Origin of the sequence: Propionispora hippei DSM 15287 (genome assembly GCF_900141835.1) — a bacterium.
Lineage (GTDB): Bacteria > Bacillota > Negativicutes > Propionisporales > Propionisporaceae > Propionispora > Propionispora hippei.
Genome location: NZ_FQZD01000015.1, coordinates 71,092 through 98,034 on the forward strand (window position 1 = coordinate 71,092; position 26,943 = coordinate 98,034).

At 47.7% G+C, this 26,943-nt stretch carries 26 protein-coding genes and 1 riboswitch; of the genes, 22 read left to right on the forward strand and 4 right to left on the reverse strand.

What is annotated here, in order from left to right:
• Nucleotides 1-29 precede the first annotated feature (29 nt).
• The 7 genes from F3H20_RS10565 (at nt 30) to F3H20_RS10590 (ending at nt 5,869) form a co-directional block, all read left to right on the forward strand.
• Entirely contained in the window at nt 30-1,670 is a 1,641-nt protein-coding gene (locus F3H20_RS10565; protein WP_188128286.1) for an HAL/PAL/TAL family ammonia-lyase, read from the forward strand.
• A gap of 59 nt (nt 1,671-1,729) precedes the next feature.
• The gene (locus F3H20_RS10570) at nt 1,730-2,470 is read left to right on the forward strand and encodes an IclR family transcriptional regulator (protein WP_149734891.1); all 741 of its coding nucleotides are present in this window, start codon (nt 1,730-1,732) and stop codon (nt 2,468-2,470) included.
• Between the two features lie 26 nt (nt 2,471-2,496).
• Nucleotides 2,497-3,681 carry a MalY/PatB family protein gene (locus F3H20_RS10575; RefSeq protein ID WP_149734892.1) on the forward strand — a complete coding sequence of 395 codons (1,185 nt, stop codon included), beginning with the start codon at nt 2,497-2,499 and terminating at the stop codon, nt 3,679-3,681.
• 103 nt (nt 3,682-3,784) lie between these two features.
• Nucleotides 3,785-3,949: a hypothetical protein gene (locus F3H20_RS19905; protein ID WP_177173599.1), complete on the forward strand. Its 165-nt coding sequence runs from the start codon at nt 3,785-3,787 to the stop codon at nt 3,947-3,949.
• A 74-nt stretch (nt 3,950-4,023) separates the two neighbouring features.
• Nucleotides 4,024-4,755 carry a thiamine diphosphokinase gene (locus F3H20_RS10580; protein WP_149734893.1) on the forward strand — a complete coding sequence of 244 codons (732 nt, stop codon included), beginning with the start codon at nt 4,024-4,026 and terminating at the stop codon, nt 4,753-4,755.
• 46 nt (nt 4,756-4,801) lie between these two features.
• Nucleotides 4,802-4,912: riboswitch (TPP riboswitch) on the forward strand.
• Nucleotides 4,913-4,974: 62 nt separating this feature from the next.
• Nucleotides 4,975-5,601, forward strand: a complete 627-nt coding sequence (gene thiT / locus F3H20_RS10585; RefSeq protein ID WP_188128287.1) for an energy-coupled thiamine transporter ThiT — start codon at nt 4,975-4,977, stop codon at nt 5,599-5,601.
• Between the two features lie 85 nt (nt 5,602-5,686).
• Nucleotides 5,687-5,869 carry a hypothetical protein gene (locus F3H20_RS10590; RefSeq protein WP_091748566.1) on the forward strand — a complete coding sequence of 61 codons (183 nt, stop codon included), beginning with the start codon at nt 5,687-5,689 and terminating at the stop codon, nt 5,867-5,869.
• 97 nt (nt 5,870-5,966) lie between these two features.
• Here F3H20_RS10590 and F3H20_RS10595 read toward each other — a convergent pair whose 3' ends face one another.
• The 3 genes from F3H20_RS10595 to F3H20_RS10605 form a co-directional block, all read right to left on the reverse strand.
• Nucleotides 5,967-7,196, reverse strand: coding sequence for an aminopeptidase (locus tag F3H20_RS10595; RefSeq protein WP_149734895.1), 1,230 nt, complete (start codon nt 7,194-7,196; stop codon nt 5,967-5,969).
• Nucleotides 7,197-7,279: 83 nt separating this feature from the next.
• Nucleotides 7,280-8,764 (reverse strand): class I adenylate-forming enzyme family protein, encoded by a 1,485-nt coding sequence (locus F3H20_RS10600; RefSeq protein ID WP_149734896.1) that lies wholly within the window; start codon nt 8,762-8,764, stop codon nt 7,280-7,282.
• 203 nt (nt 8,765-8,967) lie between these two features.
• Complete coding sequence (locus F3H20_RS10605; RefSeq protein WP_149734897.1) at nt 8,968-10,692, reverse strand: methyl-accepting chemotaxis protein; 1,725 nt, start codon at nt 10,690-10,692, stop codon at nt 8,968-8,970.
• Between the two features lie 185 nt (nt 10,693-10,877).
• Here F3H20_RS10605 and F3H20_RS10610 point away from each other — a divergent pair, with 185 nt between their 5' ends.
• The 3 genes from F3H20_RS10610 (at nt 10,878) to F3H20_RS10620 (ending at nt 13,753) form a co-directional block, all read left to right on the forward strand.
• Complete coding sequence (locus F3H20_RS10610) at nt 10,878-11,444, forward strand: NUDIX hydrolase (protein ID WP_149734898.1); 567 nt, start codon at nt 10,878-10,880, stop codon at nt 11,442-11,444.
• A gap of 180 nt (nt 11,445-11,624) precedes the next feature.
• On the forward strand, nt 11,625-12,692 hold the full coding sequence (locus tag F3H20_RS10615) for a hypothetical protein (protein ID WP_149734899.1): 1,068 nt from the start codon (nt 11,625-11,627) through the stop codon (nt 12,690-12,692).
• Nucleotides 12,693-12,826: 134 nt separating this feature from the next.
• Nucleotides 12,827-13,753: a hypothetical protein gene (locus tag F3H20_RS10620; protein WP_149734900.1), complete on the forward strand. Its 927-nt coding sequence runs from the start codon at nt 12,827-12,829 to the stop codon at nt 13,751-13,753.
• A 425-nt stretch (nt 13,754-14,178) separates the two neighbouring features.
• Here F3H20_RS10620 and F3H20_RS20365 read toward each other — a convergent pair whose 3' ends face one another.
• On the reverse strand, nt 14,179-16,842 hold the full coding sequence (locus F3H20_RS20365) for a sigma-54-dependent transcriptional regulator (protein ID WP_149734901.1): 2,664 nt from the start codon (nt 16,840-16,842) through the stop codon (nt 14,179-14,181).
• Between the two features lie 387 nt (nt 16,843-17,229).
• Here F3H20_RS20365 and F3H20_RS10630 point away from each other — a divergent pair, with 387 nt between their 5' ends.
• The 12 genes from F3H20_RS10630 to F3H20_RS10685 form a co-directional block, all read left to right on the forward strand.
• The gene (locus F3H20_RS10630; RefSeq protein WP_149734902.1) at nt 17,230-17,649 is read left to right on the forward strand and encodes a PTS sugar transporter subunit IIA; all 420 of its coding nucleotides are present in this window, start codon (nt 17,230-17,232) and stop codon (nt 17,647-17,649) included.
• Nucleotides 17,650-17,672: 23 nt separating this feature from the next.
• Entirely contained in the window at nt 17,673-18,149 is a 477-nt protein-coding gene (locus F3H20_RS10635) for a PTS sugar transporter subunit IIB (RefSeq protein WP_149734903.1), read from the forward strand.
• 87 nt (nt 18,150-18,236) lie between these two features.
• Nucleotides 18,237-19,325, forward strand: a complete 1,089-nt coding sequence (locus F3H20_RS10640) for a substrate-binding domain-containing protein (protein ID WP_149734904.1) — start codon at nt 18,237-18,239, stop codon at nt 19,323-19,325.
• Nucleotides 19,326-19,450: 125 nt separating this feature from the next.
• Nucleotides 19,451-20,917 carry a sugar ABC transporter ATP-binding protein gene (locus F3H20_RS10645; protein ID WP_223191729.1) on the forward strand — a complete coding sequence of 489 codons (1,467 nt, stop codon included), beginning with the start codon at nt 19,451-19,453 and terminating at the stop codon, nt 20,915-20,917.
• A gap of 4 nt (nt 20,918-20,921) precedes the next feature.
• Nucleotides 20,922-21,890, forward strand: coding sequence for an ABC transporter permease (locus F3H20_RS10650; protein WP_149734906.1), 969 nt, complete (start codon nt 20,922-20,924; stop codon nt 21,888-21,890).
• Between the two features lie 86 nt (nt 21,891-21,976).
• A complete protein-coding gene (locus tag F3H20_RS10655) occupies nt 21,977-22,453 on the forward strand; it encodes a PTS sugar transporter subunit IIB (protein ID WP_149734907.1) in 477 nt (158 codons plus the stop codon).
• A 27-nt stretch (nt 22,454-22,480) separates the two neighbouring features.
• Nucleotides 22,481-23,254 carry an SDR family NAD(P)-dependent oxidoreductase gene (locus F3H20_RS10660; protein ID WP_149734908.1) on the forward strand — a complete coding sequence of 258 codons (774 nt, stop codon included), beginning with the start codon at nt 22,481-22,483 and terminating at the stop codon, nt 23,252-23,254.
• A gap of 19 nt (nt 23,255-23,273) precedes the next feature.
• Nucleotides 23,274-24,035, forward strand: a complete 762-nt coding sequence (locus F3H20_RS10665) for a PTS mannose/fructose/sorbose/N-acetylgalactosamine transporter subunit IIC (protein WP_149734909.1) — start codon at nt 23,274-23,276, stop codon at nt 24,033-24,035.
• Nucleotides 24,036-24,872 (forward strand): PTS system mannose/fructose/sorbose family transporter subunit IID, encoded by an 837-nt coding sequence (locus F3H20_RS10670; protein ID WP_149734910.1) that lies wholly within the window; start codon nt 24,036-24,038, stop codon nt 24,870-24,872.
• 449 nt (nt 24,873-25,321) lie between these two features.
• A complete protein-coding gene (locus F3H20_RS10675) occupies nt 25,322-25,963 on the forward strand; it encodes a tetratricopeptide repeat protein (RefSeq protein ID WP_149734911.1) in 642 nt (213 codons plus the stop codon).
• A gap of 9 nt (nt 25,964-25,972) precedes the next feature.
• Nucleotides 25,973-26,494 carry a DUF3267 domain-containing protein gene (locus F3H20_RS10680; RefSeq protein WP_149734912.1) on the forward strand — a complete coding sequence of 174 codons (522 nt, stop codon included), beginning with the start codon at nt 25,973-25,975 and terminating at the stop codon, nt 26,492-26,494.
• Nucleotides 26,495-26,719: 225 nt separating this feature from the next.
• A partial coding sequence (locus F3H20_RS10685; protein WP_149734913.1) for a transposase occupies nt 26,720-26,943 on the forward strand: 224 nt, incomplete at its 3' end.

Below are 26,943 nucleotides of genomic sequence, written 5' to 3' on the forward strand. Positions count from 1 at the left end.
ATGTATTTGTTATGAGGGAAGGGAAGAGTATGAGCTGTCGGGCAACTAATGAAACTAATAAAATCGTACTGGACGGAAATTCGCTATCCTTTGCACAGGTGGTTGAATTTCTGGAGGACCCGTCCATACAGGTGCAGCTAGGGGATGCCGCGCGACAGCAGGTGGATGCGTCAAGAAAACAACTGGAAGCCTGGCTGAAGAGCGAGAACCGGGTGGTCTACGGGCTGAACACCGGTTTGGGAAAACTGAAGGATTGCGTGGTCAGTGAAAAGGATCAGGCCGAATTTCAAAAGAATATCTTATATTCTCATGCAGTGGGGCTTGGCGCACCGTTTGACAGTCAAATTGCCCGTCTGGCCATGCTGTTTAGGGCCAATGTCCTATCTCGCGGCCATTCCGGGGTAAGACCGGAATTGATTGACCGCCTTCTGCTGCTGCTCAATGCCGGTATCATCCCGCAAATGCCGCAGATCGGCTCACTGGGCGTCGGCGATTTGCAGCCTATGGCACATCTGGGACTGTGCCTGGCCGGCTATCCGGAAGGGCGTGTAGTGTATCAGGGACAGGTGGAAACCGCCGATACGGCTCTAGCTAAGGCCGGGATCAGTCCGGTGGAGTTTTCGCTGGCGGCCCGGGAGGCGCTGGCCCTGATGAGTGGCAGTACGGTTATGCTGGCAGCGGCTGTACATTGCTACTATGTGGCGTCCAAGCGGATCGTGGCGGCTGAGGCGGCCTTGGCCCTCAGCCTGGAGGCCATACGCGGCGAACGGCAGGCTTTTGATTTTCGTATTCATGCCGCCAGAGGGATTGCGGAGCAGGTGGAAACAGCAAAAAATATTTGTGCCTTGACGGCGGGCAGCTCCTGGATGTCTGAGGCAGGCCGGCAAAGGCTGGGCGAAAACCAGCCCCGGGTGCAGGATGCCGTCAGCTTTCGGTCCAGTGCGCAGGTACATGGCGCTGTACGGGATGTCCTGCAATATATTGAAACCATTTTAGAACGGGAACTGAACGCCTCCACCGATAACCCTTTGCTATTCGAATCGGACCAGGGCTATGAAAGCATGAGCGGCGGCAATTTCCACGGGGCGCTGCTGGCGTACGCCATGGATTTTCTGGCCATTGTATTTACCGATTTGGCCGTATTGTCTGAACGGCGTTCAGCCCGCCTGCTTGACCCGGTCATGAGTTATGGTTTGCCGTCCAATCTGGCCGGCGGCCAGGTTGGGCTTAATACAGGCTTTGCCCTGGTGCAGGCCGATGCGGCGGCTTTAATCGGTGAGATGCGAATCCTGGCGGCGCCGGCCAGCATTGGGTCGGTCCCCAGTAAGAGCAATCAGGAAGATCACAACAGTATGGGCATGGGCGCTGTACGCAAGGCCATGCTGGTTCTGGAGCATCTTAATAAGGTCCTGGCAGTGGAAATGCTGTGTGCGGCTCAGGCAATTGAACTGATTGCCGGCAATATGCAGGGCCTTTCACTGGGAATAGGCACGCAGGCCATTTATGGCTGCCTGCGCCAGCATACTCAGGGTATGCAGAACGACCGGTATATCCGGGAGGATTTATACCGGGTCATTGAATTGATTGACCAATCCGAATTTATTCGTATAATTAAGTTATATGAAGCGCAAGGGTGTACGATAGCGGAAACGGCGGCCGGCATCGGATGAGCGTAACGCTCCTGCCGGAGTTTGCCGAAGATAACAGTCTTTAGATGGGAAGATTCATCATGGGAGAAGCACAAACATTAGCCAAAGCACTGGATATTTTATTTGCCATCGCGGCTACGGGGACACAACTGTCGGTAAGCGAGATTGCCAGCCAGGTGAACATTCCCGAGAGCACGGCCTACCGGCTGCTGCGAACGCTGGAACAGAACGGGATCGTAGAGCGCAAAATAAAAGGGAAAATCAGCCTTGGTTTTCGCATTTTGGATTTGGCGCGCTGCCTGTATCAGGAGATGGACCGGGAACTGTTCATTATTGCCCGCCCGATTATGGAAGGTCTGACTGAAGAGTGTGGCGAGACTTCGGTCTTAATGGTGCGCAGCGGCATCCATGCTGTTTGTATTCAGTCGGTGGAAAGCCAGCGGGCCATTCGCTTTTCTCTGCCGAACGGCCGGATTCTACCCTTGCATGTCAGTGCTTCCGGTAAAGTCATTTTGGCGTTTGAGGATAAAACAGTGATTGAACAGGTGCTTGCACATATCGGTGACCCCGGGCCTGTTGCCCGCGATTTGGCGACCATAAGGCAGGAAGGGTGCAGTATAACCGTTGCGGAAATTGATCAGGATGTGATGGGCATCGGCGTTCCCGTCTATGACGCCTATGGGCGGATTATGGCCAGCCTGACCATTGCCGGGCCGGTGGAACGCATGCAAAAGCAAGACCTGGCGGCGCTGGCGCAGACCGTCCGGCAGGCAGCCGGACAAATTTCGGGACGTCTCCAGCACAAGGAGCCGAGGCAGTAAATGCAGATAAAGGAGAAGATTTGGCTATGAAATATGATTTTGATACCGTAATTGACAGGACCAATAATTTTGCCGCTAAATATGATGAAATAGGCTTAAAATTCGGCCGGGAGGATTTGGTCCCCCTGTGGGTGGCCGATATGGACTTTCGCACGGCCGAACCGATTATAGAAGCCATCCGGCAGCGGGCTGAGCAGGGCATCTTTGGCTATACGTCGCGTCCTAAATCTTACTTTGCGGCAGCCAGCGAGTGGCTTAGCCGGCGCCATGGCTGGGCGGCCGATCCAAGTCTGATGCTACATAGCCCCGGTGTGGTTCCTTCGTTAAGTATGATGATTCAACATTTTACCGAACCGGGAGATAAGATCATTATTCAGTCGCCGGTATACTATCCGTTCTTTGACGTGGTGCGCAGCCATGGCCGGCAGCTATTGGAGAATCCCTTGAAAAATGTGAATGGCCGGTATGAGATGGATTATGATCACTTGGCAGAGCTTGCCGCTCAGGGTGCGAAATATCTGCTTTTGTGCAGTCCCCACAATCCGGTGGGGCGTGTCTGGCACAAGGACGAGCTGGTCCGGCTGGGCCAGATCTGCCTGCGCCACGGCGTTACCGTTATTGCCGATGAAATCCACTCTGATCTGGTCTATTCCGCACATAAACATATCCCCTTTGCCAGCATCTCGGAGGAATTCGGGCAGAATACCATTACCTGCATTGCGCCGAGTAAAACTTTCAATCTGGCCGGCCTGCAGGCTTCCATTGTCATTTTCCCCAACCGCGAATACAAAGCCCGGTTTGATGCGATTTTAGGAAACCTGGACATCCGCCGCAACAATTGCTTCAGCCTGGTGGCGGTGGAAGCGGCCTACCGTCAGGGCGAGGAGTGGCTGGAGCAGGTCAATGCCTATATTAAGGATAACTTTGCCTATATCGGCGATTTCTGCCGGACCCATATTCCCGAAATCAAACCTAATGAACCGGAAGGAACGTACCTGGTCTGGCTGGATTGTCGCGAACTGGGTTTGAACCGTACCGAACTGCACGACTTTATGCTGAACGAGGCCAAGCTGGCTTTGGACGACGGCTTCTGGTTCAGTGAGCAGGCCGACGGTTATATGCGCCTCAACGCCGCCTGCCCGCGCAGTATTTTGACCAAGGCGCTGACCCAGCTCAAACAGGCGGTTGCCGCACGCCGGGGCAAGGACTGAGTCCTTACCGGCCGGTGGCCAAGGGAATTTTGCTTTTTCCTCCCCTCATGGTGTGGTATAATTACTTATGGATAGTAATTATTTGCAATTGGAGGTCAGAGCCATGAGTCAGGAACTATGGAAAGAAGTGGAGCAATTGCAAGAAAAATTGCATGATACTATCAGCAAAAAAGGCGTAGGATCACCGGAAGCCATCCGGGTTATGCAAGCGTTTCGGGAAAAAATGGACGAATATAAACGATGTACGAAGAAACCGCTAGAGCCATAAGGCTCTTTTTTCTTACCGTGCCAATACCTGCCGCAGCCGGGATTTAAAAAAAGAGAGAACAGGAGACTGCCAGTATGAACCATATAATACGACTGCCGCAATTGGACTGCCTATTCCCCGGCCCGGCACCGGACCGGGAGGTCCTGCTGGCAGCCGGCGGCCGGGCGCCGCAGCCGGTCTGGCTGAAGGAGGCCGCTGCCGGCCGCGCCGTCTGGTGCGTCGACCACGGCATTGACTGCTGCCAACGCAGCCGGATTGTCCCTGAACGGGTGATTGGCGACGGCGACAGCGCCAGCGGGGCCGGTTGGGCCTGGGGACGGCAACTGGGTGTGCCGATGGAGGAATATCCGGCCGAAAAAAATCTTACCGACCTGCAGCTTGCCCTGCAAACCGCCGGCACGGTATACCGCCAGGCAGCTGTGGTGGTTACCGGCGTCTGGGGCGGACGGTTTGATCATGCCTTTAGCAATATCTATTCACTGACAGGCCGCGCCGCCTTAGGCCTTTCCCGCTGTTTGGCCGCCGATCAGACGGAAGTGCTCCTCCTGCTGCAAGGCGAAGACGCGGTCCGGCTTACCTGGCGCGCTGCGCCTGAGGTTATATCACTCCTGCCCTTGTCCGGCACCTGCAGCGGCGTGAGCATCCAGGGCGTCCACTGGCCGCTGGACAGGGTGGAACTGCTGAGCACCCTGCCTTATGCCGTCAGCAACCGCCCGGCCGCGGCCGAGGTCAGCGTGGCCCTGAACGGCGGCAGTCTGGGGGTCTACCTGTGCTGGCAGAGCGCTCATGTAGCGGCGGACAGTTGACAAGACAGATGGTGCGCTATAGAATAATAACCATAAAAAGAGCATAACACTGTGCTAGGGGTGCCAGGTGCGGAGCACTGGGCTGAGAAATGATCTAATCATTAACCCTTCACCTGATCTGGGTCATGCCAGCGTAGGGAAGCGAAACGTTTTTTAACCGCATTCCTCGGGAATGCGGTTTTTTGCATAGCTGATATGATTACATAGGAGATGAGAAAGATGGAAGAGACAACCTGGTTAAACGCTATCTGGCTGCTTTCCGAAAACCCGGCCAGCCTATTCGCCCTGATCGGAATGGTGGCGCTGCTGGCAGCGTTTGCCTATATAAAAAAAATCACTATCCATACCCGGCTGCTGGTTCATATCGGTCTGGCGCTGGCCCTGACGGTGGTGCTGCACACCTTCCGGCTGTATCATATGCCTCAGGGCGGCAGTGTCACGCTGGGAGCCATGCTGCCGCTCCTGCTGCTGTCCTTCCGCTACGGGCCGGTGGTGGGCTATCTGGCAGGTTTTGTCTACGGGCTGCTTAACCTGCTGCAGGACCCTTATATTTTGCATCCTGTCCAGGTGCTGTTCGATTACCCCCTGCCGTACATGGCCATGGGCTTGGCCGGCTTTTTTCGGGACCGGCCGTTCTTAGGCGCGACGGTTGCCGTAGTCGGCCGGTTTATCTGTCATTTTATATCGGGCGTTGTTTTTTTCGCCAGCTATGCGCCGGAGGGGGTATCTCCCTATTGGTATTCCCTGGTGTTTAACGGCAGCTACCTGCTGCCGGAGCTGATCATTTGCCTGGTTATTCTTAAAGTACTGCCGGTTGGCAGAGTGCTGCAGACCATCCAAAAATAACCGGCCTTTTCCAGTGCCTGCTTTTCATATTTTTGTGACGGCGGGGCAAACTAACAGCGTAATTCAATCGGGAAGGAGTAGCGCTATGAAAAAGAGAAGACCTGCTTACGCGCCCAATGAACGGGGCTATTTTGAACCGGTTCGCCGCAAGGTATATTCGTCGAAACATGTCCGGATCTTTCCCGACCCGATTGCCGACGATATTGTGGCCAACAATATTTCCAATGTAGAATTTGACTATACCTATGACCGGGGAGAGCTGATCTGACAGCTCTCCCTTTTTTGTTTCGTCGCTGGCCTTGATCAGCAGCCGGCGGCGCCAGTGGAAAAAAAGGACGTCCTGACGGGCGCCCTGGTGTATAAAATCAGAAGGCAAAATTGCCGTTTTTAAAAACAGGAATTTGCTGTCCCTGCCGGGTGGTGCCGAGGATTTCCAGATCGGCGGTGCCGAGCATAAAATCCTCGTGGACCAGTGAATCGTTTACGCCTTTTTGCGCCAGTTCTTCCGCCGTGTAGTTCTCACTGTTGGCGAGGCAGACCGGATAGGCCTTGCCGAAGGCTAAATGGCAGGAGGCGTTTTCATCGAATAGGGTGTTGTAAAACAAAATGTTGGCATTAGAGATAGGAGAGTCGAAGGGTACCAGCGCCACTTCACCCAGATAGCTGGCTCCCTCGTCGGTTTCCAGCAGGTGTTTCAGGCTCTCGTAGCCTGTTTTGGCTGTGAAATCGACAATTTTGCCGTCAGTGAAGGTCAGCATGAAGCCGTCGATCAGATTGCCGTTGTAGTTAAGCGGCTTGGAGCTGACGACCTTGCCATTGACGCCTGTCCGTTGAGGCAGGGTGAAGACTTCCTCGGTCGGCATGTTGGCGATGAATTCCCGTCCGTCCGGCGTGTGCTCGGAGCCGCCCAGCCAGATATGGCCTTCCGGCAGCTCGACAGTCAGGTCGGTACCCAGCGAATTTTTATAATGAAGCGTTTTAAAGTTGTGGCCGTTTAGGAAATCCAGCCGCTGCTGCAGGTTTTGCTTGTGGCTGTTCCAGGCGGCCACCGGATCGGGTGTATCCACCCGCACGACCTGGCAGATCAGTTCCCAGAGTCTGGCAATGGCCGCTTCCTCCGACAGGTCCGGGAATACCTTTTTGGCCCAGGCCGCGGTGGGAACGGATACGACGCACCAGGTGTTCTGGTTGCTCATCAGACGCTCCCGGTACTCGCGCAGCGCTGTGCTGCCGGCCTTCTGGGCCTTGGCGATGCGGCCCGGTTCAATGTCCTTCAGCAGCTCGGGATCGGAGGCGGCAATACTGACGAAAGCAGCCCCCTGTCGCACATAGGTCATATACAGCTCTTTTTGCCAGTCGGGATATTCGCTGAATACCTCTTCCGGCGCATGGGTGTAGCGGATTTTGGTGAATAATTCGTCGCGCCAGACGATGACCACATCCCGGGCACCTTCCTTGTAGGCGGTTTCCGCCAGAGCCCGGCTAAAGGGCGCGCTTTCAATGGGGGAATTGATAACCAGCGTCTGGTTTTTCTCTAAGTTAATACCGGTTTTTACAATCAAACGGGCATATTTTTCAAGCAATTGCGTATTCATGGACAGTCTCCCTTCTGGTGGTTTACACGTCAGGATATGCAGCGCCGGCCGCTTATGTGCCGGATGAAAACGAGCCGTGACAGCTAACTTTTGGTGGCGGCCGCTTCTTCCCGCAGCGCCCGTTTTAACAGCTTGCCCGTCGGAGTTTTCGGCAGGGCGTCAACCACGACAATGTCACGGGGCTGCTTATACGGTGCCAGCCGGGCCTGCAGAAATTCCTTCACGGCCCGTTTGTTAAAGGACGCTCCCTCCCGCATGACCAAATAGGCGCGGATAGCCTGTCCCCGCAGGCTGTCGGGTACGCCGATGACGGCCGCCTCCACCACGCCGGGATAGGTATAGAGCAGTTCTTCGATTTCGCGGGGATAGACATTTTCGCCGCTGCTGATAATCATGTCTTTCAGGCGATCGACAATGAAAAAGTAGCCATCTTCATCCCGGTAGGCAATATCACCGGTGTGAAGCCAGCCGTCCCGCAGTGACTGGGCCGTCTGTTCCGGCAGATTCCAGTAGCCCTGCATGACAATCGGGCCTCGTACAACCAGTTCGCCGATTTCCCCTGTGCCCAACTGTTGACCGTCCTCAGTTACAATGGCGACAGTGATGCCCGGCAGAGCTTTGCCGATGGAGCCGTATTTTCTCTTTTCCGGCAGGTTGAAGGTGACTACCGGTGAGGCTTCCGACAGACCGTAGCCTTCGATAATCGGCGTACCGTAAATGCTTTCGAACTGTTTGGCCACTTCCACCGGCAGCGAGGCGCCGCCGGAAACGAAGATGCGGACGGAGCGCAAGGCGTCGGGCTGGGCCAGACGGGACAGCAGGTTGTACATCGGCGGGACGCCGTACATGACCGTAACCCGGTGCTCCTTGATGACTGCCGCCGTTTCCTTGGGAGCGAAGGTTTCCAGTACGGTAATGCCAGCCCCGAGCCAAAGCGCGTTTAAGATAGCGCAGGTCCAGGCAAAGCAGTGATACATAGGCAGTACGCAGAGGACATTGTCCCGGCGCTCCACCGGCAGCATATGGCTGAACGCCTGGGCGTCGACAACCAGGTTTTCGTGAGTGAGGACCGCTCCCTTGGGATGGCCGGTGGTGCCTGAGGTATAGATAATCACGCAGGGCTGCTGCTCGTCAAACTCGGCCGGCAGTGGTGGCGCCGGCGGATAGGTTTCCTGGCTCAGCGCCTGTTTAATCGTGGCAAAGGTAAGCTGGCTGAGTTCCTGGCGTCCGTAATTTGCCAGTTCATCGGTCAGGTCCAGCGTCGCCGCCGTCACCAGATGGTGGATGCCGGCGTCGTGAAGGATATAGGCTGTTTCGCGGGCGGTCAGTTGAAAATTAATGGGAACAACAGTGGCACCCAGGCTGGCCAGCGCCAGGTAGGTACAGACAAATTCAATGGAATTTTTGGCGAACAGTCCGACATGATCGCCGGTCTTGATGCCGCAAGCGAAAAAATAATCCCGGTAGTGGTCAACCTCTTGTGCCAATTCCCCATAGGTCATTTGCCGGGGATAATAAAAAACGGGGTCGTTCTTTGTTCCTTGCCCGATTAATTCATGAACAAGCAATACTACTCCTCCCTCCGGGGCTGTCAAGTTGATATTTTCTATCCGCATTGTAGCGCAAAACGGGCAGGGTGTCTATGCAGTTTTTGACAATCAGCGGCGAAAACCACTATTTCTTTTTATTAGCTTTTAAAGCTTGCCCGGTTTTTATGCGCAAAAAATCCTCTTGTCGACAGACGAAACTGTCCGGCAAGAGGATTGATTTACTACAGCTTGAACCTAAGAATGCACTGTTTCAACTCTTCCGTCATATCCGATACGATGCTCAGGGAGGAAAGAATTTCTTCCATACTGGCGCTCTGCTCCTCAATGGCGGCGGCCACTTCACTGCTGCCGTCGGCAGAGCTTTTGGCGATCTGTAGGATATTTTGGCTGGTTTCTTCCACCTGGGCAATGTCCTTGGCGATATCTTCGATTTCCCGGTTGATGTTTTTGACCTGGGTGTCGGCATTTTCGCTGGTGGTCACAATATTATGGAAGGAAAGGATGGCTTCTTCGGCCAGATGCAGGCCTTCCTTCACTTCCTCGACGCCGGTGGTCATGCTGGTGGCAACCGAGTGGGAACGGGTCTGAATGTCCTGCAGCATTTTAGTAATATCCTTGGCAGCTTCAGCCGTATTGGATGAGAGCTTCCTGATTTCATCGGCCACGACGGTAAAGCCCCGGCCATACTCTCCGGCCCTGGCGGCTTCAATGGAAGCATTGAGCGACAGCAGGTTGGTCTGGGAGGCCAGGCTGGTGATGCTGTCAAGAACCTGCCGGATATCCTGGGAACGGGCTTGCAAATGGTCGGTGATTTCTTTGGCATCGACAATCTTTTGCTGGATGACGTCCATCTGGCTTTGCAGAGAATTCATCTTTTCCTTGCCGGCGTTGGCCGCTTCGGCAGCCTGACCGGTAGCCGCCGTGACGGAGCCGGCATTTTCGGCGATGGTTTTGTTGCGCTCGTAGAGCTGGGTAATGATGTCGGCGGCCTGCTCCGAGGCCTGAAACTGCCGGCCCGTTCCGTCCGATACTTGCTGAATGGACGATGCGATCTGCTCAATAGCCCGGGAGTTTTGCTGCATAGCCGTTTTCAGGGTGCCCACCGACTGGGCTACCTGTGTGCTGGTACCGTTGATTTTTCCGATCAGTTGTCGGAGCGTTTCAGACATTTGATTGAAGGCTTCGGCCAGCAAGGCAAGATCGTCCCGGGATTTTACCCTGATTTTTTCGGTTTGCAGGTTGCCGCCGGCAATCTGCTGGGCATAGCGGGCCATTTGACTGAGATGGTTGGCGATCTGATTGGAGAATCGTCCGGCACCGGCCGTGCTGGCTGCAGCCACCAGAAGCAGCAGGGCCACGCTGATCAGGCTGGTCAGCCGGGCCTCGCGATCCAGTTTTTCCTTCATAGATTTGTCATGACTTAGCTCGGTGGCAATTAGCTCATCAGTGCCTGTTTTAAGAAAATTAGTCGCTTTGACCAGCTCTTCCTTGGCGGCGATGGCCTGGGTCAACTGCCCCGCTTCGGTAAAGCTGATCAGCGCAGTCAACCGTTCGTTGTAATTGGCGGTCAGCGCTTTTACCGAACCCAGTTTGGATTGGCTTTCCTGATCATTCACCGTTGCTTCGAGATAAGTCAGATGCCGTGCTATTTCGTCCATTTGGGCGGTAATAGCTTCCCGGTCTTCCTGTTTTTTCAGGGTAAGAAACTGAGTGGCGCTGTCTTCGGTCGCTTTGGCCTTGTTGTAAATTTCATTGCTTTCGATAGTAATCTGGATCATGGTATTCAGCTTGTCCATGGATGAAAATAACAGATAAAAGGTAAATAGACTGATGGCGCTTATAATAGCAGAAACCGTAATCAGACCGGCAATAAACTTGGTTTTTAACGAACAGTTGCCAAGCCTGTCCATGAACGGCTGAACCCCATTTAGCCTGGTTTGGCCCATAAGATAAGTCACCTCCTAAAAATAGTTTATAAACAATTTAATAAAGTTGTAATTCGCTGAAAGTTCCAAATATTCCTGCGTGACCAGAAAAAATTTCCAGCTTATTTAGCTGGAAGAATTGGCCGGGAAACTGCCCGTAAAGGACAAGATCTGTGGTATAATGGAAAAGAATAGGAGCGAAGGATATGCATTGGCTGGAAGCGGTTAGGAAGTATCATCCCTATAACGAACAGGAAGCAAAGGATAAGGAACTTTTTTTATGCTATGCCACCCGGTTCGACGATATATTGACCAGGGATAACGAGTTGCTTCATGTCACGGCTTCGGCCTGCGTGATCAATCCGGCCCGGGATAAAATGCTGATGGTGCATCACAATATATATAAGTCCTGGTCCTGGACAGGCGGGCATGCCGATGGCGAAAGTGATCTCTTGCAGGTCGCCTGCCGGGAAGTACAGGAAGAGACCGGTGTCAAAGTGATCCGCCCGGTTATTCCCGGCGTATTTTCTCTCGATCTGCTCCCGGTGCTGGCTCATTACCGGCGGGGACGCTATGTGGCTCCACATCTTCACCTCTCACTGGCCTATCTGCTGGAAGTGACGGAAGATCAGGCGCTGGTTGTGAAGCAGGATGAAAATAGCGCGGTCCGTTGGATACCGCTGGCCGAGATTGGCGGTTGTACCGGGGAGCCGCATATGAAAAAGGTCTATACGAAACTGATGGAGAAGGTGAAAGCCCTGGCCGACGGTTAGGCCGGGTGGTTGCTTATCGGTAAATCCGGGTAGATACATGGTCTGGTTTTCAAACGGTATAGCTGCTATACCGGGGTGTGGTACAGGCGTTAAGGTTGCCCGCACGGGTTCCTTATCTTCTGTGGCACACCCTTTTCCGTTGTCGGATAATATAAAGCATGCTTATTTAAGGAGGAAAAAATGGCGAGAATACAACGCCTGGCAGGGCTTTTGCTGCTGCTGGTCTGCCTGCAAGGGAGTTTTTCCGCAGCGCAGGCGGCAGGGCTGCAGGATACAGATATTGACTATATTGGCGAATGGGAAGTGCAGGCAGGCTCGGACGGGGGCACGCTGCTGCTTTCGGACAGTCCTGAAATGGTGTCGCAGGACGGCATTCTCTATCAAGACAAGGTGGATGGAACGGTGCGGCTTTTTTACTATCATGTCAATGCGGCGCCAACAGCCAAACGGCTGGACGTTATCCTTGAAAATGACGGTCCCGAACCGGCTCATATCAGGGTACAGCAATACGGACGGAGTGATCCCGGCTTTAGCTGGATGACGGTCGGCAAGGAAACGCTGCGGGCTTACCTGACCGGCAATCAGCCTTATGAACTGACCATTCCGCCCCGCCAGAGCAGGAGCCTGTCACCGGATATTCATCAAACGGCTATTTTGACCAATATGCTGGCCCATGGCATTTATGATTTTGTAACCGATAAACCGGTCACCGTGCGGGTGCTGATGATGCCGCTGCTGGCGGACAGCGACCGGTTCTACCCGACAGCCAAGGTTCTGCCGGCAGATTCGGTTCATCTGCGGGGAACCTTCGCCGGGGCGAACCGGATGATTGTGCCGCTGCAGTCCTATAATCCGACAAAAGACGGAGCAGTAGCCATTACACTGGCCGATAACCAGTGGGACCGCTATGTACGGGGCACGGATGCCACCGATGGCTCGCCTGTCGTCAACTATGGCAACTACGGGATTGTTTATCAGATTCCGTTTCCCTCGAAAACCGGCAGTACCTTTGCCGCCTATCTGGCGCCACGGGGCGGGGAATATGCCGGCGCCGTTGGCATCCAGTCGCCGGATGTATACTGGAGCCCTGTGGCAACACCGCGGGGCCAGCTCAGCTTCGGTCTTAATGCCAGGCGGGATTTTACCTTCCTGGGGAACTTTGACGGCGGTGTGCCGCTGACTTTTACCTTTAGCCCGCCTGGTGGGTCCAACCTGCCGGTGCGCCTTGTTTTCCTGCCCCAGTCCTAATTCATTTGACCGGTCTGGCACAGAGGAATTTGCGGAAACAGGTTGAATGTTTATACATACAAATGAATTGATGCACCGGCTTCTAACAGCTTGGGCAAGCTTTGAGACGCCGGTGAAGAAGGAGGGGAGACAGCATGATGCGATTTTGTCCGGCCTGCGGCGGTCGTTTACCCCAGGGGGAAGGTATTCGGTTTTGCGTGCATTGCGGTCAGAAGCTGGCAGGACTGATACCGGAGGGAGATGAATTTCTGGCGGCTGCCGCCGAGCCGGTAGTTGGTGTCGTCTTACCCTCTGTAGCTGACGATACGACGTTGGCGGATGCTGCTCCCCGGCGCCTGCCGGTTCAGCCCGGCCGGGCAGTGAGGCCCAGGCGGATTGCAGTAGTTGACAAACCGGCCGGACCGGTAATAACAGAAAACCGGCGTGCTGCGCCTGCCGCTGGACCGGGGACGACCGCTGAACAATACAGCGTAGTGCTTAAAACGATTGCCGACAAGGAGCGACTGATCGGACGACTGAGCCAGGTATTGAACCGGGGTACAACGGCTACGCGCATGGCCGTCGAACTGGTACCGGGTGTGATTGTCTATAAAAACAGCGCGGCTGATATACGTCCTGTTCTGGACATCCTGAACGGGGAAGGCCTGTATTATACTGTCATCCGGGGCGATTTTGACATGAAACTGTCACTGCACGAACGGATACCGGACTTTGCCCGGCTGGACGGCGCCCTGCAGCAATTGCTGGCTCAGGTCCCGGCCGGACTGTGGCTGGGAGAAACGGTACAGCTTGTCTGCGATGAAGTGCTGTGGGAAAACGGCAGTCATGTTCTGGTCGTTACCGACCAGGCACTCTATATGATCAACCAGCCGGAACTTGACCAACCGCCTGCCTGGCGGATTATCCCTTACACCCAATTGGCCAACGTGGCGCTGCACGCCGAAGACGAAGAACTGGAATGCCTGTTTAAAGAATACGGTCGGGAAGAATGCCTGCACATCCAGGATCAGGCGGATTTAATCCAGGTATACCGGTACCTGAGCCAGGTGTTGGCGAGGTAGATGGCCGGTTTTGCTGGCCTGCGTATAGAAAAGCCCCCAGTTGATTTTGTCCTTTTATCGGCAATTGCTGTCCGATTACCGGGAACAGGTTTATGAACTGGTTACCTTCCTGATCAGACAGGCGGCCGCAACAAACAGCAGTCATTCGCAATCAATATAAAGCCGTTTGCTTCCAGGTGCGCCTATTGACTAAAATCGACAACAAAAAAGCAGCCGAGTGAACTGGCCCGGGAGCTTCTGCAGCAATATCCGCGCCGCCCGGCCTTCCGGGAGGAATGCAGCAGTATTTAGAGGCGTGAAGTTAAGGAATCACTGATTTATTCACACCGCGCGTCCTGGTGGATCTTTTCCGTCTGGCTGCATTAGTAAAAACGTGGAAAAAAACAAACTCCCTGTCCCTTGCCTGCCTTTTGGGCATCGTAATATTATTCAATATAGATATTTAGCATTTCTACAATATAGGCAAATTCACTTTCAGGAATTTCAATGCCGAATGCATTTTCGATTACTTTGTATTCGGCTTTTAGTGTATAAAAAATTGACTTTTTCTCCTTCTTCAAATCTTTCAATTTTATATATTCAAATTTTTCTTTAGAAATGATTCGCTCAATCATTCCCATATTGTGAAACATAAATTTGATTTTCAGTCCTCTGTCAGGTGTGATTGCAAGCTTCTTAATAAGTGAAATATATACATCATTGAGTAATTTATAGGCTTTAGTTGGATTTAAAAAAATAAGTACCTGCTCTAGCAGACGGAGCATTTTGTCATGGTCATAATCAAAACAATCCAATTCATTGCTTTCCGTTGTAGAAATGTATTCGCCTTCCGTTTCGATAGTGGAAGCGATGCTCATGCTTTGACCAATGAAGATACTGGATTTTTTTACTTCTTCGGCAAGTAGCTCCAAGGTCATATTCGGCATCATGGCTTTGCGAGCGGCTTCAATTACCATGGGGGTACTTACCATCTTTATTGTAGTTGACGGAATTCCTGTCTGCTTTGTAACTGATTCGGAAAAGGTTGTTAGGGAGCCCATGTCTACTAAAAACAATACACCTTTGGGCCTGCTTTCCCGGACCATGTCGATTGCTTTAGTTAATGTGTCAGTTGTTGTTTCCGTGAGCGGCATATCGATTGCTTTAACATGATCGGTACTAAGTAATTGATTTGCCACGCTGGACATGCTGCTAGCGGTGGAATCTCCATGCGTTATTACGATGACACTGATATAATCTTGCGTGTCATTATTTTTTAAAGCATGGAGAAACATAGCAATAAAAACAGCTTCTTCATTTGGAATTTTTATAAACAGTGCTTTCTCGAGCTTTTCTTTAATTTTTAATGACATTTCATATTCATCAGTGAGATGGGTATGATCAATGGGCAAGTTCGATCTATATTCATGAACTCCGGTTCTAATTCGTTCAGTGAGTGCTTCGATATGGAGTGCCAAGCTGTAAACTATTTTAGAGTCGATAGAAATACGCCAATCCTCCGCCACTTCAGCGAGGATTTCTTTAACAACGTTAACCAATTGTTTTTGAATAATTCTATATAACATGGATTCGCTTTCGCTGGGCGTGTTCACTGTTTTGGTATGAGGATGCTTATTAAAGTAGTTTTCTACTTGTGAATTAATATTTCTCTTAATGTCGGCAATTGATTTTCCTTCTTCAAAGTATTTCCTGGAGCTATTTAGCAGGCTTTCATAAAAATATTCTTCTGTTCGATAATCATCGTGGAGCAAAATTTTTTTTAACGGATTTTCATCTGCCGTCGTTTCGGCATTGAATGTCAAATCAACAACTGAGTTCAAATCAAAACTTTGGACAAGCTCTTCCCGTTTTTGATCTATGGTAAACATGCTTTCAGCAAAGCGATTTGCCAATTGAGACAGCTTGATGTAAATTTTACTTTTATTTTCAGCCAGATAGTCGACAAAAGCATTGGCACAGATGATTTGAATATCATTTTTTAGCTGTCCGATACTTCCCTTGCAGTCATATAATAAGAAAAACCTTAAAACTTCCGTCGATACTGTGACCGGAAGTTTTATTTTTTTTGATTCCTCGGTAAAAAAGGCGCAAATAAGCTGCATTCGTTCTTTCATTGGTCGTTCAGCCAGACTGGGGATTTTAATTATGCAGGGGATTCTACGCAAAAAAGTTGTCAACACGGATTTTTCAGGATTTTCTGTCGTTGCCAGGATGAAGAGGATATTGGCCTCATTTTGATTGTTCGATTCACCGAGCCGGCGGAACTTTCCCCGATCCATCAGGGAGAATAACATTTCCTGACCTTCCGGTGGAAGCCGATGCACTTCATCTAAAAATAGAATTCCCCCGTCGGCGGCATCAATTAAACCTAACTTTGTTTTGTCGGCACCGGTAAAAGCTCCCTTTATATGACCGAACAGGTAAGATAAGAGCAATTGAGAATTTCCGGCATAGTCGGCGCAGTTAAAAATAATGTAAGGTGCATTGGGTTTTAATTTTCCAATCTCCATGGAGTACCGGTACATGAGTTCGGCAAAGGTTGTTTTGCCGACACCGGTAGGCCCGATAAGAAAGGTATGCAGACCGCTGGGAGGGTAAACGATGGCAGCGATGGCCTGCTTCACCTGGTTTTTCAAGCTGCAATCTGCGCCAATAATATTGTCAAAAATCTTTTTGGCCGATTCAGTTTTGCTTTCGTTTATTGTAGAGAATGCTGGAGAGAGCGGCGCTTTTTGTATTGGATCAGATAAAACTTTTTTATCCCCGTGTGAATGTAGAAATTGCAAGAAATTAATTCTGTTAGAGAATATGTATTGTGAAAATTGTATGGGAAAAAGTCGTTCGAGAACATTTTTTGAAAAGTATAATACCGGCTTGCCGGCCACTTTAATCACGGCAGTTGATTTTACCAGTTGATTTAACTCTCGGCTGACATTTGAGCGGTCAATATTCAATTGAGCCGAGAGCTCGCCGGCATGCAGTCCATATTCAAGAATTTGTGTGGGTTCTTGCAGCTCCTGCTTATTAAAAGTCTTATTCAGTACCTGATAAATTCGGTCCTTTCTCGTTAAAAGAGCTTCGTCTTGCACCGCGTTCACTCTCCATATTGCTAATTTTGCGCATATAGTTTCTGTCTTGGCTATGCCAACTTGCGCCGCAAGGCTTGAACAGCTTATGGCAAGTTTTTATACATAGTTCACTTTATATTATAACTGGAATGACATACTTGTGACACACTAAAATGACACAGATATGAAAATGAAATTTTTTTAAAATGACCGCCGGTAAGTCTTATTTGTTTTTTGACACACATAAATATGAAATCTTAAAAAACTACTGAAATAATGGGAAAAATGACGGTTTAGTTGACACACATGAAGCGTTTTATAATTGGCACGACATTTGCAATATGTTATGAGCGAAGCAATAACGTAGTAAGAAAATATAAAATAGATACTGAATTTTGGAGGTACAGAATGGTAGGTATATTGATTGCAACACATGGAGAGTTTGCCGCGGGAGTTTTGAATGCGGCTGAATTAATTCTTGGAAAGCAAAAAAAATGCAAGGCATTAAGCTTGTTCCAGGGAGATGACATCACCGCATTTGGCAAATTGATTTGCCGAAGTGTCGCAGAGCTAGATGATGGCGATGGCGTATTAATATTTACCGATTTATTTTTGGCGAGTCCATCTAATCAAGTGGCGGCCAACTATCCTCAATTAAAAGGACATAAATTTAAAACCATCACGGGTGTAAATCTTCCCATGCTGCTTGAAGCAATCGGACAGAGAAGCGCAGGAGAAGATCTGGAAGACACGGCAGCGGCTTCCATGCTTTCTGGTCAAAATGGAATTAGGGATTTACTCGTTGAGTTAAGCACAAATAAAGCCTGATAGGCCAGAAGGAGAAGAGGTAAATGGCAAAAGTAGTATTAGCCCGTATTGACGACAGATTGATTCATGGACAGGTAATGACGGCGTGGCTGCCCTATGTGGGAGCGAACCACATTGTAGTTATTGATGATGAAACGGCAGCTGATGATTTTGTGAAATCGATTATGCAAATGTCGGTTCCCAGAGAAATTAAACTGGATATTTACCATGGCGATGAAGCGGCAGCAGCAATTCAAAAAATGGATGATGATGAAAAGCTCATGCTTCTGGCGAAAATTCCGGAGAGTTTCTTATCTTTACTTGAAACGGGAGTTTCATTGGAACGGATAATCATTGGCGGCATGGGGGCCAATCCCCAACGATCGAAATTTTATAAAAATATTTCAGCTTCCGGTTTAGAAAAAGAAACATTCAAAAAAATTATGGCTCATGGTACAGAACTGGTTATTCATATCATTCCGGACCAGCAAGCCGTTGGTCTGGAAGAATATTTAAAATAAATGAGTATAAGTCAAAAGAAAGGAAGGCGATTGGAGCATTAATTATGCAGGTCATTTCAACCGAAGAAAAGTTTAGGAGGAGAAAAAATGGGGAAAAAGTTTAAGCTGCTGGCAGCACTTTCTCTGGTGTTGATGCTCATGGCACAATTGTTGACGGGTTGCGGCTCTACTGGTACTAAGGATGCAGCAACAGCGGACAAGAAACAAATAAAAGTTGGTTTTGCGCAAAAAACGTTAGAAAACGAATTCCAAAAAGCCTTAGCTGATGGTGTGGTGAAAGCCGGGGAAGCAAAGGGTTGGAAAGTAACGGTGCTGGATGCTAAAAATAGCATTGAAAACGAACAGAAAAACATGGAAACATTTGTTGCTCAAAAATATGATCTGATTTTTATTAATGTAGTTGATACAAAGGCGGCAACTGAAAGTATTAATGCAGCCGTAAAAGCGGGTATTCCCGTGATCGGAATAGATAGTCATGTTGATGAGGCTGCCAATGTCGTCACGGGGGTTTCGGCTCCTGACCTGGCTAATGGCAGAGTGGTTGGCTTATTTGCAGCAAAGCAATACGATAAAAGCGAAATGATTTCCGCCGCTTTATTAAGCGGTAATAAAGGAAATCCTGGCGGACAGGCAAGAAGAAAAGGTCTGTTTGCCGGGATCATTGAGGGAAGAACGGGATGCACAGAGAAAGAAGCCTGGGCATTGGCCGATAAATTTGAACAGGAATTGACTGATAATGGTAAAGCTGTTAACAATGAAGCGAAATTTGCAGTTGTAACGCAAGGCTGGGGTAACTGGACTGTAAATGGCGGACTCCCGGCGATGGAAGATATTTTGGTTGCTAATTCGAAAATTAATTGTGTACTCGGTGAAAATGACAGTATGTTGATTGGTGCTAAACAAGCGATTGACAATAGAAGTTTAACTGGGATTAAGATTTTTGCCGCAGCCGATGCGATGAAAGGCGCTTTAGAATTAATCAAAGGCGGTTCTGCTTATCAGGCTACCGGACTGAATAATCCTAAATTAGTCGGTGCTAAGGGTATTGATATAGCTGAGAAAGTGCTTGTTGAGCATGTTGATCCTAAGTCTTTTGGTAAAACCGTTACGACTGATCCAGTGTGTGTTACTGCTGAAAATGTTGATAAATTCTACGATCCCAATGCAATATTCTAAAAATAACTAACTTTTTGTTCCTACTCTGCTCAATAGCCATCAAGGCAGAGTAGGAACAAGTATATTGAATTGTAAGTAACTCTAGGGAGGGAGGCATAAATTTGGACGGGCAATATGTAGTGGAAATGGACGGTATATCAAAAACATTTGGCGGGATCAAAGCGGTAAGTAATATGCATTTACAACTCAAACGTGGCGAAATTCATGCTCTAATTGGGGAAAATGGTGCAGGCAAGTCCACCTTAATGAAGATATTATCCGGCGCGTACGCGAATGATACCGGAACTATAAAAATTGATGGCCAGATTATAAAGATAGGTTCGCCCCGCATGAGCCTGGAGCTTGGCATAGCTGTCATTTATCAGGAATTTATGCTGGTGCCGCATTTGACAGTAGCTGAAAATATTTTTATTGATAAACTTTCCGATAAAAGTGGTCTTGTTAATTGGAACAGACTTCGAGCTGAATCAAAAAAGCTCCTGGTAAAGCTGGGCTTCGGGGATATTGACCCGGATGATCGTATTTTGGATCTTTCTATAGCACATCAACAGATCGTGGAAATTTGCAAAGCTCTATCGAAAAATATAAAAGTGTTGGTTTTGGATGAGCCTTCGGCGGTATTGACTTTCAGTGAGATTGAAAAACTTTTTACGCTGTTAAGAGAATTGAAAAAGCAGGGAATTGCTATTGTGTACATTTCTCACCGGTTAGAGGAATTGTTTGCGTTATGCGATATTATCACCATCATGAAGGATGGTTGCTTTGCAGGAACTTTTAATGTACATGAGATTAATAAAACCGGCCTCATTGAAAAAATGGTGGGGCGGGAATTAAATACGCTCTTTCCTAAACGCAAGGTTAGCATTGGTGAGACTATGTTAGAAGTGAAGAATTTGTGCGCCGGACGGCAAGTGAACAATGTATCGTTTTGTGTAAAAAAAGGTGAAATTATTGGCTTTAGCGGCCTGGTTGGTGCCGGCAGGACAGAGACCATGCGAGTTATTTTTGGCGCGGATAAAAAAGAAAGCGGCAGTATTAACTATAAGGGAAAAGAAGTAAACTTTCTTTCTCCTTATGATGCGGTGAAAAATAAAATGGGGTTTTTACCTGAAGATAGAAAGCAGCAGGGAGTATTAGTCGCCCTGTCTATTCGGCTGAATACCACGTTGACTTCCCTGGCGAAGGTGTCAAGCAGCGGGGTGCTTAACCATAAAAAGGACACGAATTTTGCCACTAAGATTTTAAGTAATCTTAAGGCCAAATATAGTTCTATTAATGATAATGTCAATAGTTTAAGCGGGGGCAATCAGCAGAAAGTAGCACTGGCAAAATGGCTGGCCGCCGATTGTGAGCTAATTATCCTGGATGAACCAACACGGGGTGTAGACGTTGGTGCAAAGGCAGAAATATATAAGGCTATGAATGATCTCGCAGAAGCAGGTGTGTCCATTATTATGATTTCATCGGAAATGGAAGAAGTTATTAATATGAGTGATCGTGTATATGTGATGCGACAAGGGAGCATATCGGGAGAACTTGCTAAGTCCGAGTTGACAGAGGTCGAAATAATGAAGCTATGTGTGGGAGAGTGAGAAGATGCGACTTTTTGAAAAGGTTATAAATAAAAATACAGTGAATGTTCTTAAAATATATAATACCTATTTGATTTTATTGCTTTGTTTGGCGGCCTGCATATTGATTTCACCGGATTTTTTTACCGTAACGAATGCAATTAATATTGGCCGGCAATACGCCGGGGTGACTATTGTCAGTTTAGGTATGTTAATTGTAATTTTAACAGGAGGCATTGATCTTTCGGTGGGGATGATTGTCGCGTTAGGCAGCGTAACACTGGCCATTTGCTTAACTCACGGGCTAGGGATTTTTTTATCGGTGGTCCTCACCATTGCAGTAGGGTTGTTGTGTGGAACTATTTCAGGATTTTTTGTAGCAAAAATGAAAATGCCGTCGTTTGTTGTTACGTTAGCAATGATGACGATGGCTAATGGTGCCGCCTTTATGGCCTCAAACGGTTCGCCGATCAGGACACCGCAAAATACCATTGTACGGCTTGGCGACGGGACTGTAGGGGGGATTCCTTTACTGGTTATATTGGCAGCCTGCTTCGTATTAACATGCTTCTTTATCATCAATTATACGTCTTTTGGCAGACTTGTTCTTGCTATCGGCAGTAATGAAGTTGCTGTGCGTCTATCCGGTATAAGAGTCGATCGCTACAAGATGGCAGTATACTCAATTTCGGGGATGTGTGCCGCGGTAGGCGGCATTGTGGCTACCTCACGTACTGCTATTGGAACACCCTTATACGGTGCAGGCCTGGAATTAGATGCAATTGCAGCTTGTGTAATCGGTGGCGCCAGCCTCTCAGGCGGTGAAGGGTCCGCAGTTAAAACACTAGTTGGTGTCTTAATACTGGCATTAATCGGAAACATTATGAATTTGTTAGCAGTACCTTCTTATCCGCAGGCTATAATCAAAGGTATCATTATTATTGCGTCAACATTAATTCAGGTATTTACTGCTTCTAACAGGAAAGCTGTTTAATGTGATGGAACTCAAGTAATTTCCTGAAAGCTTGTTATTTGGCGAAAGGGAAAAAACGAGCCTAACATAAGAAGGAGAATAGGTAAATGGCAAAAGTAGTATTAGCTCGCATTGATGATCGATTGATTCATGGGCAGGTAATGACGGCCTGGTTACAATATGTTGGAGCAAATCACATTGTAATTATCGATGATGAAACGGCATCTGATGATTTTGTAAAATCAATTATTCAAATGTCGGTGCCAAGAGAAATCAGGCTGGATATTTATCATTGCAAGGAAGCAGCCGCAGAAATTCAAAAAATGAGTGATCATGAAAATCTCTTGCTTCTTGCAAAAAATCCGGAAAGTTTTTTGTTCTTAATTGAAACAGGACTTCCGCTGAAAAAAGTAATTATCGGCGGCATGGGCGCAAATCCCGAACGGACGAAATTATACAAAAATATTTCTGCTTCGGATATAGAAAGAGCAATGCTCAAAAAAATTATGGCTCATGGTGTAGAAGTGGTAATTCATATTATTCCTGACCAGAAGGCAGTTGGCGTGGAAGAATATTTGAAATAAGTATAATAGAGTAAAGGGGTCTTTAGGGTGTTAAAAGGAAAATCGATCGTTGTTACAGGTGGTGGGAGCGGACTTGGCGCAGCAGCGTCAAAAGCTTTTGCCAGAGAAGGCGCAAAGATTGCAGTGCTCGATCTTGATGAAGCAGCCGCAAAACATACGGCAAATGAAATCATGGCAGAAGGCGGCGAAGCAATTTTTCAAAAAGTAAATGTGGTGGATAAAAAATCGGTCTTTCTAGCTGGAGATATAATTGCTGAACAATTCGGCGGTATTGATGTTTGGATGAATTGTGCAGGAGTATCCAAAATATTACCGTTTCTTGATTGTACAGAAGAAATTTGGGATTTTATGCTTGATATCAATCTCAAAGGGGGATTTTTTTGTTGCCAAAGTGCTGTAACACACATGCTTAAAAGCAACGGTGGAGTTATTATTAACTTGTCATCTCAATCGGGGAAAAAGGCAGGCTCCCATTATCAGGCATATTGTGCCAGTAAATTCGGCGTTATCGGACTTACCCAATCTATTGCTTTGGAGTTTGCAAAACAGGGTATCCGTGCCAATGCCATCTGTCCGGGTGTTGTACAAACTCCCATGTGGGATAAACAAGTTCACGAGTATGCGAAAAAACGCAATCTGCAGCCTGAAGAAGTTATGCCTTATTTCTGCAAAACAATTCCGATGGGACGTGTTGCCAGCTATAAGAACTTTACCGATATGGCAATCTTTCTTGCTAGTGATAAATCCGAATATATGACAGGTCAAGCGCTAAATCTGACAGGTGGTTCTATAATGTTTTAATAAAAAGGGGAAAGAGGATATGTCAATTGATGTTTTTCAGGCTATATTGATTGGGGTAGTTTATTATTTGGGCTTCAATGGAACGCCATGGTTGACAAATTTAGGAGCAACAATTGCCAATAGACCCTTAATTGCGGGCACCCTGGTGGGATATATCCTTGGCGATCCAGTCACGGGCTGCGTGATTGGGGCCGCAATTAACTTACCCTTTTTAGCTACCATTTCTGCCGGCGGTACTGTCCCCATGGATCCGGGGTTAGCTGGAACAATTGGGACGGCCCTGGCCCTGGCAGCAGGAGCAACACCGCAGGTAGCAGTCGTTTTAGCTGTCATTGTCGGCTTTTTCGGATCCAAATTGTTTGCGCTTAGAATGACCGTGGACATAAAATTTCTTCATATGGCCGATAAGGCTGCTGCAGAAGGCGACTATCGTAAATTAGTGTTTCTTAATATTGTACCACCGCAATTATTCCTGGCTTTTATCACGGTCATACCTGTAGCCTTAGTCGTATATTTCGGAGCAGATATCATGACTATGGCGGTTAAATCGCTCAGTGCAACGCCACTCCATGTTCTGACGGTTATTGGTGGTATCTTGCCTGCATTTGGCATTGCGATGAATTTGCGAGCTATCGTTAGTAAAAATATTATCTTATTCTTTCTAATTGGTTTTATCTTACAGATGTACTTTCATGTCCCCATCATTGTAATTTCTATCATTGGATTTATTATTGCAGTATTCTACATAGAACATTCAATGAAGAATGAAGGAGCGAGATGAATGGCTGAACAAGAGAAAGAAACAGAACAAAAAATGCTTAAAAAAAGCGATATCGTAACATCTTTTTGGCTTTGGATGTTTTTCTATGTGTCAAATTATAATTATGAGCGTTTGATGTCGCACAGTTTTACTCATGCATTAACGCCTGTTCTCAAAAGATTGTACGGACATGACAAAGAACAAATGGCAGCGGCTTTACAGCGCCACCTGACATTTTTCAATGTAGAGCCCCATTTTGGCAGTATTATCGGTGGTATTACCATTGCACTGGAGGAAGAACGAGCCCAGGGCAAACCAGTAAGCGATCAGATGATTAACGGTTTAAAAACCGGCTTGATGGGACCTATTGCAGGTGTTGGCGATACACTCTGGCAGGGGACCCTGACACCGATCTTGCTGTCTTTTGCAATCAGTATATCCTCTCAGGGAAATTTAACCGGTGTAGGATTGTATATTCTCCTTATGCCGTTGATTATGTTCACGATTGCTTATAAATTATGGATGAACGGTTATCGTATGGGACGTGCAGGACTGCAAAAGATCATGGGTGGAAATATGCTGCAAAAGGTAATGGCAATAGCACAAACTATGGGTGGTATCGTATTAGGCGGTATTACCGCAAGTTTTGTTACATTATCCTCACCGGTGACCTTCTCTAGGGGGAATTCTATTTTTAATTTACAGGCAGAGGTGTTTGACAAATTGCTGCTAGGATTATTGCCGCTCTTAATTACATTATTTACTCTGCAGTTGCTGAATAGAAAAATGAAATCAACAACAGTATTATGCGTAATTGTGGCTATTGCAGGCTTAGGTGCAGCACTCGGGATTTTTTGAAGGTGTCCATTTTATCTCGACTGCAAAAGATTAGGAAAACAGGGACTAGGTTTTTCTGGGCATGGAAAGATTAAAAGCAGAAATGAAGCATGAAGGATAGCTACCAAAATAATAGGTAGTTATAGGGATATATGGGGTAGGTTCATTGTCCCGGCATGAGAAGTGGTATATAGATTTATAAAAGCAGTTATTGAAAGAATAAAATAAGGCACCACCACCGTCCTTCTGTCCGTGAGAAAAAATAGGAGCTCTATCTGAATGGAGATAGAGCTCCTATTTTTGTCGATTTTTTTAGGGATATAAGAACATATGTAAAAGAAAAATTGGAAATTCCTTTGAGAATAGAGAGGAAATGGAATTTTGATGGAGAAATGTGAAATAAATTACATATTTTTCAAATTAAAAGTCTTGCTAGCTATATTTGATTGGAGAAGAAAAGAGGGATATATATGAGTGATTCTTCAATTTCCCAGGAACGGTTAGAGTTAATAGTTGAAGCTGCATTGAGACAATTGGAAAGTGGTAGGGATTTAGACAGCGTAGTAATGAAACTGGAGGCAAAAGGGCTATCGCCTGGAGAAGCTCAGGATTTAGGGGAAAAGGTATATAAGGAATATATTGAAAAGCAGGAGGCGGCATTAAATAATCAAAAATGTTCGAGTTGTAAGCAAAATTCGCCTGAAGAAGGCTATGCTTCATCTTTATGCCCCGGTTGTCGCAGTAAATTAGTTGCCCGACCATTTCCAATGTGGATTAAATTGGCCACTGGAGTCATTTCCGTCATTTTACTATTTGCTTGCTTTGGAATTCAGGAAGCGTTTACCGCTAGGCTTGCTTTTGAAAGAGGATTAAAATATGAAGCCACTGGGAATTATGCTACCGCAATTAGTCAATATCAAAAGGCACTACAATACTATCCTGATTCTACCAAAATATTGGTTCGGCAAACAGTGACCTATTTTAAGAATAATGATGTTATGGCTGCTGCGGCAGCTGTGAAGAAAATACAAGGGCGTAAGGTGGATAAAGAAACTGCCAACGAGATTAATGGAATTATAGATAAAATGATGAAACCCAAAGATAGTAAATAGGAGGGCTTTATGTTTATTCCAGGATTTCTTATTAGTATTATTACGTTTCCAGGAGTTATTGTACATGAGATTGCACATCAGTTTTTTTGCCGCTTATTCAGAGTTGCGGTTGTGAACGTCTGTTATTTTAGGGTTGGAAATCCGGCCGGTTATGTAATTCATGAAACGCCTAAAAATTTATGGCATCAATTGTTCATTGCTATTGGTCCCTTTATTATAAATACAGTGCTAGGAGCGGTTATTGCTTTTCCGGCCGCTATGAAATACCACTTTTCTTCTATGGGAATTTTGGATGGGCTATTAATGTGGGTGGGAATTTCTATTGCTATGCATTCGTTTCCGAGTAGCGGAGATGCCAAGAGTATATGGAATGCAACGAAACAAGCCCCTTTTTTGGTCAAAACGGTGGGTTTTCCTCTGGTAGGCTTAATTTATCTTGGAGCTGTGGGTTCATTTTTCTGGCTTGACCTGGCATATGGAGTTGTCGTAAGCAATTTCATACCCGATCTTTTAGTAAAAGCTTTATTATAGTTGCTTTATCTCAGAGCAAATGGACGGTTCCTTAACTCCCAAGAACCATCAAAGATCAGTAGAGGTAAAAGGGCCGCAGCCTTTCTCTAACCACATTTAATAAATTTCCTAAGAGATTACCACACACGATACTATGTAGCGGTGGTGGATCGGCTACACTAAGTTGGACAGAAAAAATAAGGGCATGTAGAATAAACTTATCAAGTTAAGGAGTGGATCTCTACCATGTCCAAACAAGCCCGTCGTACATTTACAAGCGAATTCAAAAGCCAGATGGTTCAACTCTATGAAAACGGAAAACCTAGAGCCGTGATAGTGGCAGAATATGAGCTCACCGCATCTGCGTTAGATCGCTGGATCAAGCAGTCCCAAACCAGCGGCTCCTTCAAAGAGAAGGACAATCGCCCAGCGGAAGAAAATGAGCTTATCGCCTTGCGAAAAGAACTTCA